We start from the raw sequence: 13945 nt of genomic DNA on the forward strand, positions 1-13945 counted from the left end.
GGGGATGGTCGCGATCATGACAGAGACGACGCGCACGGATTCCCCGCCGACCTCACGGCCCGTACGCCAGCTCCTCGCCGCCTCGGTCGGCAACGCCGTGGAGTGGTACGACTGGTACGCCTACACCTTCCTCGCCACCTACATCGCGGCCGAGGTCTTCCCCAAGAGCGCGGACAACTCCCTGGTGCCGCTGCTGTCGACGTTCGCGGTCTTCGCGGTGGGCTTCTTCATGCGGCCGGTGGGCGGACTGCTCATGGGCGCGATCGCGGACCGCCGCGGCCGGCGCTCCGCCCTGACGGTCACCATCCTGCTGATGGGCGGCAGCAGCCTCCTGGTCGGCCTGACCCCGGCCTACGAGACGGCCGGCGTCCTCGCTCCGGTGGTCCTGGTCCTCGCGCGGCTGCTCCAAGGGCTGTCGGTGGGCGGTGAGTTCGCGGCGTCGACGACCTTCCTGGTCGAGTCGGCGGGACCGGGCCGGCGCGGGCTGTTCTCCAGCTTCCAGTACGTGTCGACGACCGTCGGGCAGCTGGTCGCGTCCGGCATCGCGACCCTGCTCGTGGACACGTTGAACGACGGGCAGATGAACGGCTGGGGCTGGCGGGTGCCGTTCGTCCTCGGTGCCGTGCTCAGCCTGGTCGGCTTCTGGATCCGCCAGGGCGCCGAGGAGACGAGGAGCACCGAGCAGCGACAGGCGCCGCGCCCCGGCCTGTTGGAGGCGCTGCGCCGCCACCCGCGCCAGTCCCTGCTGATCTGCGGCATCACCGCGGGCGGCACCATCGCGTACTACACCTGGACGTCGTACCTGCCGACCTACGCCGAACTCAACGCGGGCATCGAGAAGTCGGACGCGCTGCTCGCGGGCACGATCTCGCTGGCTTTCTTCGCCCTGCTCCAGCCCCTCGGCGGCCTCCTCTCCGACCGCTTCGGCCGCCGTCCCCTCCTGCTCTTCTTCGGCCTCGGCTTCACCCTCCTCACCGTCCCGCTGCTGCACGCCCTGCACGACTCCTTCGCGGTGCTGCTGCTCGTGCAGTGCGCGGGCATGGTGCTGCTGACCGGGTTCACCTCGGTCAGCGCGGCCGTGAACGCCGAGGTGTTCCCGCCCCGGGTGCGGGCGGCGGGCATCGGGTTCCCCTACTCGCTGACGGTCGCGATGTTCGGGGGTACGGCGCCGTACGTCGGGACGCTGTTCAAGGAGCTGGGTCACGCGGACCTCTTCCCCTGGTACGTCGCCGCACTGTGCCTGTGCTCGTCGCTGGTGTACCTGCGCCTTCCGGAGACCGCGCACAAGCCGCTTCAGCGGTGAGCCTGGCAGGATGCCCGTATGGCGCACACCCAGGCGGTTTCCGCTGTTTCCCATGTCCGGATAGCCGAAGTCCTCACCGGCCTCGGAATGATCACCGAGGACGAGGCCCGGAGCGTCCTGGACGAGGCCGCCGCCTACGCGGCCGAGCCGATCGGGCGACGTCACGAAATCGCCGAAGCCCTCGAATCCTTCGGAGTGGCCGTGTCCATCCACTCCGAGGACGTCGACTTCGCCGACGAGCACTACGAGTGGCTGCTGAACGAGGCCGCGGCGCTCACCGGCGGCAAGGTCACCGTCTCCGACTACCGCTTCGAGAAGTCCCACCCGGACGACGAGGACTGCGGCCTGGGCCGGATGCACTTCGTGTGCAACGGCAAGCAGTTCTCCTTCGGCATCGAGCAGGAGTCGAACGACTACCTCGACATGGGAGCGGCGCAGCAGGCCATCGAAGCGCTCAGCCCCGACGACGACCCCAGGGACTTCCGCTGTGTCGAGCAGGAAGGCCCGCACCTGGACGACGACTTCATGGTCCTGGCCACCGCCGAGCAGCGTGAAGGTCTCCGCCGCCACCTGGGCCTCAGCTTCGAGGCTCCTTCGGGGTGAGCCGAGGCTGAACCGAAGCCGAGCCGAACATGACCTCGCGTGGTCAGCCGTCGCGCGGCCCGGCGATGGTCCCGCGCACGACGAGCCGCGGGATGAGGACCACCCCTCGGGGCTCGGTGCGGTTCTCGTCCAGGCGCTCCACGCGGCGGCGACCGCGTGCCGGGCCTGCTCCCGGGCCTCCTGGCTGACTGTCCGCACGACCGGACCCTCACCGACGCGCTCGACATCCGCAAGGAGAACGGTCTGACCTCGGTGGAGGTCAACACCGGCGGTCGATGAAGTCGGCCTTCGAGCGGGATTCCGGCGGCCCCCTGGAGGAGTCGGCTCTCTCGGCCCCGGCGTCCGCGATGACGGCGTCCCCCACGACAACGCTCCCTTCAACCTTGGCGTGTCGCCGCGAGGAGACGCTCGGCCAGGCCGGGGGCCAGCCGGATCGTCTTCGGGGGCTGGGGAGAGGCGGTCCAAGTCGGCAGCCGCACGGAGTGCTCGTCGTGCAGGCGTTGCATGTGGTGTTCCATGCGGTCCGCGGATCCCGGGAACGTGGCCGGGGACAGGCACAGGACGAACACGCCGATGCCGGGCGGATCGGATCCATGGTCGAAGGGGGCCGCGTCGATCGAGAAGGCGGCCCCGGCCAGGGTGGCCAGCAGCTCGCCGAGCAGCGCGATGTTGCCTCCCCGGTGACCGCCGAACGGCAGCAGCGCACCCCGCAGTGCCTCGTCCGGGTCGGTGGTCGCGGCTCCGTCCGGTCCGACGGCCCAGCCCGCGGGAAGGGAAGTCCCGGCCTGTGCCGCCTGACGCACATTGACGTACGCGGTCTGGGAGGACGCCTGGTCGATGACGAACGGCCCGCGGCCGGCGCGCGGTACGGCGTAGGCGGTCGGGTTGGTCCCGAGCACCCGTGTGGCGGAGCCCCCGAGTGCCATCAACGCGGGACTGTTGGCGCACGCCACGGCGATCAGTCCCGCTTCGGCCAGCCGGCGCGGGTAGTGGCCGAGCTCTCCGCAGGTGTAGGAGTTGCGGATCCACAGAGTCGCCGTCCCGAGGCGCGCCGTCGTCTCCACCAGATCCGTGAAGGCGTCGTCGAAGGCGACCTGGGCGAGACCGTCACGGGCGTCGGCCACGAGGCAGGCCGGCGCGGGTCGGAGCACCTCCGGTGCGACACCGACGGCGATCCGACCGGCCTCGTAGGACTCGAGGTAGTCAAACAGGTGTGCGACACCGACGGCCGTGTTGCCCGCGCCCTCGGCGGCGACGGTGGCCCGGGCGAGTGCCCGTGCGGCACGCGGATCGGCGCCCGCGGCTGCCGCGGCCCGCGTGCAGAGTTCGACCAGCCGATCGTGGTCGACCGTCACGGTCTCGGCATCGCCCCGGGCGATGCCACGTGTCTGTTGTGCCATGCGCGTTCGTTTCCTTGTGATCGGCCGTGACAGACGACCCAGCCGCTCTCCGGCGGGTTTCAGATCGTCCGGCAGAGGCGGGCGGCGTCCAGCATCGCGGCGTGGACGTTTCTGCTCGCCACCGCGTCACCTATGCGGAACAGTTGGAACGAGCCGTTCTCGTCGTGCGTCACCGATTGGGGCCTGCGCGCGAGGAGGTCCGCGAGGTCGACGGCTCCCGCGTTGGTCGAGGAACCGAGCAGCTCGTCATAGAGCTCCTGGACCGGGTCGGTGCCCATCTCGGCCACGACGGCGTCGACCGTGCGCCGCTCGCGGAACCCGAAGCCGTCCAGGCCGAGTTCCACCTCCAGACCCTCCTGTGTCCTGGTGACCCCGCGCAGCCGTCGCAGGACGGTGACGGCGACGCCGTTCTCCGCCAGGGAGTTGAAGTAGCCGGACGCCGTGAGCGAGCCGACGTCGGGTGAGAGGGTTCGCTCGGGTGTGACGACCTCGACCGAGGCGCCCCCTCGGACGAGGGCCTCCACCGCGTCGAGCGCCTGGTTGCCACCGTGGTCGTCGTAGACCAGCACGCGCCCCGGCGGCCGTCGCGCCCCGGCGAGCACGTCCCAGGTGTCATGGACCAGATGTGCCCCCGGTACGCGGGGTGCCGCGGGGGTGCCGCCGGTCGCGACGATCACCACGTCCCAGGACTGCTGGAGGAGCGTTCGGCCGTCGACGTATGTGTTCAACGAGATCGGAACGCCGAGGCGGGCAAGCTCCTCGGTCCGCCAGTCGATGATGCCGCGCAGGTCGCGGCGGCGTGGGGCCAGCGAGGCCAGGAGCAGCTGGCCGCCGGCCCTGTCCGCCGCCTCGAAGAGCCGCACCTCGTGACCGCGTTCCGCGAGGACACGTGCCGCCTCCAGCCCGGCGGGTCCGGCTCCGACCACCGCCACGCGTCTGACCCGGCCGGCCCGGTCGATGCGCTGGGGCACCTCCGACTCGCGCCCGGTGGACGGGTTGTGCATACAGAACGCCGCACCCGAGGCGTAGATGCCGTCGATGCACATGTTCGCGCCGACGCACGGACGGATCCGGTCCGGGCGGCCGTCGCGGACCTTGTTGGGCAGCTCGGGGTCGGCCATCAGCGCCCTGGTCATGCCGACCAGATCGAGCAGGCCCTCGGCGATGGCGTACCGCGCGGTGGCCACGTCGCTGATGCGGGCGGCGTGCATCACGGGGACCGAGAGCTTCTGCCTGACCCGCCCGGCGAACTCCAGGTGGGGCGAGGCCGGCGTGGACATCGGCGGGATGGTGCGCGCCAGGTCGGCGTCGGTGCCGATCGAGCCCTTGATCAGGCTGATGAAGTCGATGCCGGCCTCGGTGACGTCCTCGGCGATGCGCAGGGCCTCGGGCGTCTTGAGGCCGCCCTCACGTTCCTCGTCGAAGGTCATGCGCGCGCCGATGACGAAGTCGGGGCCGACCGCTTCGCGTACGGCGCGGATGACCTGGAGCGGCCAGCGCATCCGGTTCTCGTAGGAGCCGCCGTACTCGTCGTCGCGGTGGTTCCAGAACGGCGTCCAGAACGAGTCCAGGAGATGGCCCCAGGCCATGAGCTCGATGCCGTCGAGCCCCGCTGCTCGGCAGCGTTGCGCCACGTCGACGAAGTCCCGCAGCACCCGGTCGAGGTCCCACTGCTCGGCCGCCTTCGCGAACGCCCGGTGTGCCGGTTCGCGGACGTTGCTCGCCGAGATCGCCGGGAGCCAGTTGTCGGTGTAGTTGCTGGTGCGGTGTCCGAGGTGGGTGAGCTGGGTCATCACGGCCGCGCCCTGCTCGTGGACCTCGTCGGCGAGCCGCCGCAGCCAGGGTTCCGCCTCGTCCTTCCAGAGCTGGAGATTGCCGAAGGCGGGTGCGCTGTCGCGGCTGACGAGAGCACTGCCGCCGATCATGGTCAACGCGACGCCGCCGCGGGCCTTTTCCACGTGGTAGGCGCGGTAGCGGTCCTTGGGCAGACCGTCCTCGCTGTAGGCCGGTTCGTGGGAGGTGCTCACGATGCGGTTGCGCAGCGTCAGGTTCTTCAGGACGAACGGGGTCATCAGGGGGTCGTCGGCGGTCACTGCGCGTCTCCTAGGAGGTTCTCGAGGGCTGCCGGGTCGGCCGAGGCGATGCCGTGGCCGACCGCCCGGGACTTGCGGCACTCGCGCACTGTGTCTGCCTCCTGAGCGGTCGGTGACGGTCACCCCGTGCGTCCGGGGAAGGACGGGGTCAGCGCTCGTGGTTGTGCATGACGTGCTTGGTGCGCGAGTAGTCGTCCAGCGCGTAGAGGGACAGGTCGCGTCCGTAGCCGGATCCCTTGAAGCCGCCCCAGGGGACCTCGCCGGCCAGCACCAGGTGGGAGTTGACCCAGACGGTGCCGAAGTCGAGGCGCGCCGCGATGTCGTGGCTGCGGCGGGCGTTCTCGGTCCACACCGACGCCGAGAGCCCGAGCGGGACGCCGTTGGCCCGCCGTACGGCCTCCTCCTCGTCGGAGAAGGTCTCGACCGTGATCACCGGGCCGAAGATCTCCTCACGGGCGACCTCGGCTCCTTCGGGGACGTCGACCAGCACGGTCGGGGCCACGAAGTAGCCGGGACCGTCGAGGGCCCCGCCTCCGGTCGCCACCCGGACGCCCTCCTTCGGCGCCCGCTCCAGGTAGCCCGTGACACGGTCGAAGTGCGCCTTGGAGACCATGGGGCCGACCTCGACGTCGTCACCCGCCTGGGGCTCACCGACGGACAACGCCCTTACCTCGCCGACGAGTTGCTCGACGAATCGGTCGGCGACGGATTCGTGGACGAGGACGCGGCAGGCGGCCCCGCACTCCTGGCCCGAGTTCCAGAAGCCGGCCACGCGCAGGGACGAAGCGGCAGCCGCGAGATCGGCGTCCTCGAAGATCACCACCGGCGCCTTGCCGCCGAGTTCGAGGTGTACCCGCTTGAGGCTGTCGGCGGCGCCCCGGGCGACGGCGCGACCACTGTTGACCGAGCCGGTCAGGGCGATCATGTTCACGTCCGGGTGCTCGGCGAGTCGGGCACCCGCGCCCGCGCCGTAGCCGTTCACGACGTTCAGCACGCCGGGCGGCAGGAAGTCCTCGACGAGTTCGGCGAACTTCAGGGTGCTCAGCGGGGTCTGCTCGGACGGCTTGATGACCAGGGTGTTGCCCGCGGCGAGGATGGGGGCGATCTTCCAGGCCGCCATCAGCAGGGGGTAGTTCCACGGGGTGACGACGCCGATCACGCCGAGCGGTTCCCGCAGGATGAGCGACAGGTGGTTCTCGGCGTAGTCACCGGCGGCTATGGACGTGGTCGCGCGCACGGCGCCGGCCATGAAGCGGAAGGTGTCGACGGTCATGTCGACGTCGTCCCGCGACACCGCGAGCGGCTTACCGGTGTTCGCCGACTCCAGCCTGCTGAGGAGATCGGCGTTGTCGGCCACGCGGCCGGCGATGGCGTGCAGCAGCTCGGAGCGCTTCCTGGGGGTCATCCGGCCCCACTGCCCCTTGGCCGCCACCGCGGCGGCGACCGCTCGGTCGATGTCCTCGGCGGTTCCCTCGGGAATCCGGGCGATGACGTTCTCCGTACACGGGTCGACCACGTCGATGACGCGGCCGGTCGACGGGTCCACGAAGGTTCCGTCGATGAAGTGCCGGGCCGGAGGAAGGTCGTCCTCGGTGATCAGGGACGGTGCGTCGGCCGCGCGTCGAACCGTCGTCGTGGTGCCGGCTGCGATGGTCATGATCAGTGACTCCTCTACTGTGCGGCCGACAGCTGCGGCAGCGCCTCGACAAGGGCGGAGATCCTGGCGTTCGTGGCTGCGTCGAGACCGAGCAGGGGTTCGCGGACCTCGCCGACGGGAACCCCGGCCGCGTTGAGGGCGGCCTTGACCGCCTGGATGAACGGAGCGGACATGATGGCGTCCAGCAGCGGGTGGACGCGGGCCCATTCGGCCTGTGCGCGGGCGAGGTCGCCGGAGGTCAACGCGCGGTGGATCGAGACGAGTTCGGCGGGCAGGACGTTCGCGGTGCCGGCCATGACGCCTGCGGCCCCTTCGGAGATCGCCTGGAGCAGGAGGCTGTCCCAGCCGATGAACGTGGAGATCACGTCGCCGTGACGGTGGATCAGCTGCCCGGCCTGGGCCATGTCGGCGCTGGTGTCCTTGATGTACTGGATGTTCTCGACCTCGCGGGCGAGCTGTCCGACGGTGTCCGGGTCGAGGTTGAGGCCGGTGGCCCCGGGCAGGTTGTAGAGCATGACCGGGATGCCCACGGAGCCGGCGACGGTGCGCAGGTAGTGCAGCGTCTCGTCCAGGGTGAGCGTCTCGTAGTAGGGGGCGACCACCATCAGGACCGAGGCTCCGGCGGCCTCCGCGTGGCGGGACAGCTCGACCGCCTCCTTGGCGGTCATCGCACCGGTCTGCGCGACGACCGGCACCCGTCCGGCCGTCTGGTCGAGGACGGTCTCGACGATCAGCCGCCGCTCCGCGCCGCTCATCGACGCGAACTCACCGGTGGAGCCACAGGCGACGACGCCGTCGACCCCGCCGTCGATGCTGCGGTCGACCACACGGCGCAGGATCTTCTCGTCGATCCGGCCGCCCGACGCGAAGGGTGTGGCAAGTGCGGTCAGGACGCCGCTCAGCTGTGCCGACATTCTGGAATCTCCTAGGGTTCGGGTGAAGCTGGGCCAGGTGAGGGGGTCGTGGTCCCGGAGCGGCCCGGACTCGGGACGTGGCGGTGCGGTTACGACGCCGTCCGCGCCGGTGTCCGCTCGCGCGCCGCGGCCTGGCGTTCGGTGGCCAGCAGGCTCCGCACCTCGTGCGCCGCGGACAGGCCGGTCCGGATCGCGGTCTCGGTGTAGAAGGTGCCGAGATAGTCACCGGCCAGGAACACCCGGCCGCTGCGGCGCGTCAGCGTCCGCTGGAGCTTGCCGCGGCCGGGGAAGCAGTACGGCGCGCCCGTGGGCCAGCGCTGCACCTCGGCCTCCACGACGTGGTCGGCGAAGCCGGGCAGGACCTGGTCCAGGTCGTCGAGGTAGATCCGGCGGATCTTGTCGTCGTCGTGTTCCAGCAGTTCGCGCGCCAGACTCCCCGGGGAGAAGGTCATGATGCTGCTGCCCGGGCGGCGCTCGCGCTCGTAGCCGTGCACGACGTTCGACATGTTCAGCGCGACGTTGAAGGAACGCTTCGGCGTCGCGATGCCGTAGGCGTCGTCCCAGACCTGGCGGCGGGTCTCGTCGCTGAGGAACGCGGCGCTGACGTAGGGGCCGTAGACGATCTTCGACAGGGCCTCGCGGATGTCGCTTTCGAGATCGACCGCGATCCGGTGGCTGACGGTCGCGGGCGTGGCCAGGACCACGCAGCGCGCCTCGACCTCCCGCTCGGTGCCGTCCTGCCGGTAACGGACGACGACCGAGCCGCTCTTGTGGACGATCTCGTCGACGGTCGCATTGGTCCGCACCCGGTCCGACAGGGACGCGGCGATGCTCTCGGTGAGGGTGGACGGACCGCCGAGGATGCTCTGCGAGAGGCCGCCGCCGATGCCCCAGACCAGGCTGAAGTAGCCGACGCCCGCGCCGGCCGAGAGCTGGTCGATGTCGGCGGCGGAGCGGGTCACCGTGGGCTTGAACAGGGCTTCCGCGTCCTCGGGCAGGTCGCCGATGAAGTCCTTGAAGGAGCGGTCGTTCATGAAGTCGTAGATGCGCTGCTGATGCTGCGCCGCGGACTCGCCCGCCCGCCGCTGCACGATGCGCGCGTAGCGGGCCACGTGCAGGGCGACCCTGGCACCCGCCTTGACCATGCCGACCCGCGACCGCATCGGCATCGGAATGCGGAACGGGTAGGTCTCCACCCGGCCCTTGAGCAGCAGCTTGCCGTTCATCGACAGCCCGGCCAGCGAGCCGGGCACCGGCACCGACTCGACACCGGTGTTGGTCAGCAGCCAGGACGTGGCCGAGTTCCCGCCGGCGTAGACGTGCCCGCCCCAGTTGAGCCAGTACGGTCCGCGTCGCTCCGACCGGATGCGCCCGCCGACCCGTCCCTCGGATTCGAGCAGGAGCGTGTCCCAATGCCGCAATCGCCAGCCGGCGGCCAGTCCCGCGATGCCGCCTCCGACGATCACTACATCTTTCATGGGTAACCTCCTGCGGATCCACGGGTGAGGATGTCGGCTGCTCGAAGTGCCCAGCCGTGCGATGTCCCGGACATGCCGTGCCGTACGGCAGCCGGGGCCGCCCGGGCCCCCAGCCGGTGGGGGCCCGTTTCGACGGTGACGGTCAGACAGCGGCGGGTCGGCCGGCGGGCTCCGACCTGGGTGACAGTGCGGCGGCCTCGTGCAGGGCCATGCCGCGGGTCTCGGGCGCCCACAGGACGGAGACGACGGCGCCAACGAGACTGATGGCGGCGGCCGCGAGCATGGTGCCGCCGACGCCCCAGCCGGTCAGCGCCATCGGGACGAGGTACGTGCCGACGGCGGCGCCGATACGGCTGGCGGAGGAGGCGAGGCCCACCGCGGAGCCGCGTACCTCGGTCGGGAACAGCTCGTTGGGGTAGATCCACTGGAGGATCTGGGTGCCGCCGATGATGAGCGCGTACAGGGCGAACAGGGTCATGATCACGCCCGAGGGGGCGTCGGGGAAGATGCCGAGCAGCAGCAGGGCCAGTCCCGACCAGACGAAGCTGTGGATGACCAGCGGGCGTCGGCCCATGCGGTTCACGAAGAGCAGGGCGACCACACACCCGATGAGGAACATCACCGTGATCATGGCCTCGCCGATGTTGGCCAGACCGCCCTCCAGCTTCAGGGCGTCCAGGATCTTCGGGCCGAAGGCGTAGATGGCGAAGAGGGGCACGATGGAACAGGTCCAGAAGACGGTGATGTAGAGCATCCGTCCGCCGTAGCCGGACCGCAGGATCGCCTTGATGTCGACGTTCTCGCGCTCCTCCGCCTCGTCCGGCATGTCGGCGACCGTCACGTCGGGGCCGTAGACCTTCCGCAGGACGGCGTCGGCCTCGTCGGTGCGGCCCTTGTTGGCCAGCCAGCGCGGGGACTCGGGGGTGCCGTGGCGCAGCAGCACGATGATCGTGGCGGGCAGCGTGGCGCTCGCCAGCATCCACCGCCACGCGTCGTCGCCGAGCGACGACAGCATGACCTCGCCGACGATGTACGCCGCGGCGGCGCCCACGAACCACATGACGACCAGTGCGCCCAGCAGCGGGCCCCGGTAGCGGCGCGGTGTGAACTCGGCCAGCAGCGAGGTGGCGATGGGGTAGTCCGCGCCGACCGCCATGCCGATCAGCAGGCGCAGGATGAACAGCCACACCGGGTCGGTGGCCCAGAACTGCGCGACGGAGCAGACGATGATGGCGATCAGGTCGATGGTGTAGAGGAGCTGCCGGCCGAACCTGTCGGTCAGCCAGCCGCCCACGAACGCGCCGAGGAAGATGCCGATCAAGGCGGACGCGCCGATGAGGCCCTGGGCGGAGTCGGAGAGGTCGAGCTGCGGCGAGATCTGCACCATGGCGACGCCGATGATGCTCAGGACGTAGCCGTCGAGGAACGGGCCTCCGGAGGAGTACATCGCCAGTTTCTTGTGGAAGCGCGACAGGGGCGCGTCTTCCAGTTTGTTTCCTGCGTCTTCGGTCATCACGGCCTCCGGGAGCGGGCCCGGACATACCTGTTGAGGGGATATGTCCGTTCCAGGGTCGAGGTTGATGTCTTGTCGTCGGTACCGGACGCCCGGCCGCCGTCTTGGTTCGGCGGGCCGGGCCAGGAACACTGCGTTCCGATGTGGCGAGTGCTGCCGGGTGAGCGTTGTCGGCTCGGGCTCGTGGGGAGGCGAACTCGCGGTTTCTCGGGGACACCGGCGGCATGGCCACCTGATGGCACCGAAGTATGTGAAGGCCGCCGCCGACCAACAATGCCCTCGCTGCCGCATCGACCAGGGGGGTGTGGACGAGTCAGAAGTTCGGCTACGTTTGACGGCATGGCCGGCCGTCCACGAGGCGCCGTGGTCCTCACCGAGGACGAACGGGCCGCACTCCTGCTGTTGACCCGCAGTCGCACCTGCTCCCAGGCCCGGGCGCTGCGTGCACGGATCGTGCTGGCCTGCGAGAACGAGCCCACCAACACCGCCGTGGCCGAACGCCTCGGTGTCTCCCGCGACATGGTCGGCAAGTGGCGCTCCCGCTTCCTGGCCGACCGGATGGACGGCCTGGACGAGCAGCCCCGCCCCGGCCGGCCTCCCACGGCCGACGACGACGCCGTGGCGCACGTCCTCGTCCGCACCCTCACGCCACCGCCGCCCGATGCCCGGCGGGGCTGGTCGACCCGTTCCATGGCGGCCGAGACCGGCCTGAGCCAGAGCACGGTGAGCCGGATCTGGCGGACCTACCGCACCCGGCCGGGCGAGCGGGTCACGGCCGGAGCGCGCCCGGCCTGGTCCCTGCCGGATCACGCCGACGAGGTGGTCGGCCTGTTCATCGCCCCACCGGTGTGCGTGCTCGCCGTGACGGCCAGGGCGGGACGCGGTGGTTCCGTGCGGACCTCGGGAGCAACGGCCGCGGGACGGCTGTTCGGCCAGGACCACGACTCGGCCCATGTGCTGGCCGTGGCCTCCGCCTTCGCCGCTCTGCGGGGCAAGCCGCACCTCCACGACCCGCCCGGGACCGACGACGGGGTCCTGTCCGCGTTCCTGGAGCAGGTGAGGTCGGCGACGGGCGCCGGGGCGAGCGTCCACCTGCTGGCGTACGGCGTGACGACGGAGAGCTGCGACGACTCCGGGCGACCGGACACCGCCGCGCCGCCGAGCCCGCGCTGGCACCGCGCACCGAGCCCCGAAGCGTGGACCGCCGAGGCTCGGCGCTTCCTCGCCGCCGACGACCGGCTCCCGCACGAGGCATCCGACCCGCCCCGCCTGCGTGACGCGCTGCTCAGCTGGTCCACCACCTGGACCCCGACCGCGGCACCCTTCACCCGGGTCGCCGCTCCGCGACCGTCGTACGCGACCCCGGCCATCTGCGGCCCTGGCAACGACTCGAACGGCCAGGACCCGCGCGCACTGGACGGTCAGGCACGGTTCGGCGCGGCGCAGGTCACCGTCGCGGACGCGTCCCCCGGTGCTCCGGTCACCACCGATCCCGTCGTCGGCCTGCTGCGTGCAGCGCTCCTCGCCGGTGGCTACCGGTCCGGCGACCGGATCCGGGAGGCGCCGCTCGCGATGCGCCTCGACCTCTCCCGTCGGGTCGTTCGCGCGGGGCTGCACACGCTGGCCGAGGAGGGCATGCTCGAACCGCTCCCGGGTGGTGCGACCGCGATCCCCGTCATCACCGCGAAGGACGTGCTCGACCTCTACGCCCTGCGCGCGAGTCTCGGTGCGCTGCTCATGCGCCGGATCGCCATGCTCGGCCCCGACAACCTCTCCCCCGCCTCGGCCGCCCTCGCCGAGGTGCGTGCGGCAGCCCGGGACAACGACCATCTCCGCATCCGCGAGGTCGACTTGAGGTATCAGGACGCCCTCGCCCGGATCGCGGACCTTCCGCAGGCCGCGGGTACCTTCGAGCGCCTGACGGCCCGTCTGCGCATGTTCGTCGCGGTCCTGGACATGAACTACAGCCAGGCCTGCGACACCATCGCGAACGAGGACGTGGCCGTCCACGAAGCGTTGCTCGACGCCGACGGGAACGAGGCGGCACGTCTGTGGCGGGTCAAGATCGAGCGGTGCGTCCGCTACATGATCGCCCAGCTGTCGGAGGACGACGTCGCCCCGTACCTGTGGACCACTCTGGCGGGCAGGCCCCGCATGCGTCCTGCGGACTCACGGGGCGCCGCGCACTGAGACGGGGAACCCGGCGCGTCACATGGCCGGCCCGTCACATGGCCGTTCCTTCAGATGGCGGCGCGCACGGCCCGCTCGAAGCCCGTGACGTGGTTGCGAGCCAGCTGTGCCGCCCGCTCGGGATCACCGGCGACGATCGCCTCGATCAACGGTCCGTGCTCCCCGACGTGGCCGGCCATGTCGGGGAGGCGGTCGATGAACAGGCACCAGATGCGGGTGGCCAGGTTGTCGTAGCGGACGAGGGTGTCGTCCAGATACGGGTTGTGCGTGGCGGCGTAGACGGCGCGGTGGACCTGGAGGTCCAGGTGCAGGAGCTCGGTGGCGTTCTGTCGCCGGGGGTCCGCGCGGTCGAGTTCCCCTCGTAGCGCCGTCAGGGTCTCCCGGTCCGCCGCCGTGGCGCGCCGCGCGGCCTGGGCTGCGGCCAGTGGCTCCAGTTCCTGGCGCACTTCGGAGATGTGGGCCAGGTCGGTGATGTTGACCTCGGTGGCGAAGGTGCCGCGCCGGGGGTACGTCGCGATCAGGCGCTCGTACTGCAGTCGCTTGAGTGCCTCGCGCACCGGCGTCCGCCCGACGCCGAGGGACTGCCCCAGCTGCTCCTCGTTGATCGGAGCGCCCGGACGGATCTCCAACAGGACGAGCCGGTCGCGGATGGCGCGGTAGGCGCGCTCGGCGAGGGAGAACTCCTCGTTCCTGGGCTCGGTCGCCACCTGCTGCATGAGGCCCCCTTGACCTGTCCGGCGAGCTCACATACTTTACCGCAGGGGCTGATATATCAGTCGCCTTTCAGTCGTCTC

Annotated in this window: 11 protein-coding genes; 4 read left to right on the plus strand and 7 right to left on the minus strand. The window is 70.8% G+C overall.

Annotated features, from left to right (window positions below):
• Nucleotides 1–4: 4 nt before the first annotated feature.
• The 3 genes from ACFU95_RS33735 (at nt 5) to ACFU95_RS33745 (ending at nt 2185) form a co-directional block, all read left to right on the plus strand.
• Entirely contained in the window at nt 5–1303 is a 1299-nt protein-coding gene (locus ACFU95_RS33735; RefSeq protein WP_383835634.1) for an MFS transporter, read from the plus strand.
• An 18-nt stretch (nt 1304–1321) separates the two neighbouring features.
• The gene (locus tag ACFU95_RS33740; RefSeq protein ID WP_383835637.1) at nt 1322–1906 is read left to right on the plus strand and encodes a hypothetical protein; all 585 of its coding nucleotides are present in this window, start codon (nt 1322–1324) and stop codon (nt 1904–1906) included.
• A gap of 156 nt (nt 1907–2062) precedes the next feature.
• On the plus strand, nt 2063–2185 hold the full coding sequence (locus ACFU95_RS33745) for a hypothetical protein (protein WP_383835640.1): 123 nt from the start codon (nt 2063–2065) through the stop codon (nt 2183–2185).
• Nucleotides 2186–2283: 98 nt separating this feature from the next.
• On the opposite strand, the gene ACFU95_RS33750 is transcribed toward ACFU95_RS33745, so the two are convergent.
• The 6 genes from ACFU95_RS33750 to ACFU95_RS33775 all read right to left on the minus strand — a co-directional run bounded on the left by ACFU95_RS33750 (nt 2284) and on the right by ACFU95_RS33775 (nt 10961).
• Nucleotides 2284–3306: an Ldh family oxidoreductase gene (locus ACFU95_RS33750; RefSeq protein WP_383835643.1), complete on the minus strand. Its 1023-nt coding sequence runs from the start codon at nt 3304–3306 to the stop codon at nt 2284–2286.
• 59 nt (nt 3307–3365) lie between these two features.
• The gene (locus tag ACFU95_RS33755) at nt 3366–5399 is read right to left on the minus strand and encodes an FAD-dependent oxidoreductase (RefSeq protein ID WP_383835646.1); all 2034 of its coding nucleotides are present in this window, start codon (nt 5397–5399) and stop codon (nt 3366–3368) included.
• Between the two features lie 148 nt (nt 5400–5547).
• Nucleotides 5548–7056, minus strand: a complete 1509-nt coding sequence (locus ACFU95_RS33760; protein WP_383835649.1) for an aldehyde dehydrogenase family protein — start codon at nt 7054–7056, stop codon at nt 5548–5550.
• Nucleotides 7057–7070: 14 nt separating this feature from the next.
• The gene (locus tag ACFU95_RS33765; protein WP_383835651.1) at nt 7071–7970 is read right to left on the minus strand and encodes a dihydrodipicolinate synthase family protein; all 900 of its coding nucleotides are present in this window, start codon (nt 7968–7970) and stop codon (nt 7071–7073) included.
• An 89-nt stretch (nt 7971–8059) separates the two neighbouring features.
• A complete protein-coding gene (locus ACFU95_RS33770) occupies nt 8060–9448 on the minus strand; it encodes an NAD(P)/FAD-dependent oxidoreductase (RefSeq protein ID WP_383835654.1) in 1389 nt (462 codons plus the stop codon).
• Nucleotides 9449–9590: 142 nt separating this feature from the next.
• Nucleotides 9591–10961 carry an MFS transporter gene (locus tag ACFU95_RS33775; protein ID WP_383835657.1) on the minus strand — a complete coding sequence of 457 codons (1371 nt, stop codon included), beginning with the start codon at nt 10959–10961 and terminating at the stop codon, nt 9591–9593.
• A 339-nt stretch (nt 10962–11300) separates the two neighbouring features.
• Between ACFU95_RS33775 and ACFU95_RS33780 the strand changes: the two genes are divergently transcribed.
• Entirely contained in the window at nt 11301–13151 is a 1851-nt protein-coding gene (locus ACFU95_RS33780) for a helix-turn-helix domain-containing protein (protein WP_383835660.1), read from the plus strand.
• Nucleotides 13152–13201: 50 nt separating this feature from the next.
• Here ACFU95_RS33780 and ACFU95_RS33785 read toward each other — a convergent pair whose 3' ends face one another.
• Nucleotides 13202–13867 carry a GntR family transcriptional regulator gene (locus ACFU95_RS33785; RefSeq protein ID WP_383835662.1) on the minus strand — a complete coding sequence of 222 codons (666 nt, stop codon included), beginning with the start codon at nt 13865–13867 and terminating at the stop codon, nt 13202–13204.
• Nucleotides 13868–13945 lie beyond the last annotated feature (78 nt).

It is taken from the genome of Streptomyces sp. NPDC057623 (assembly GCF_042800355.1).
GTDB lineage: Bacteria > Actinomycetota > Actinomycetes > Streptomycetales > Streptomycetaceae > Streptomyces.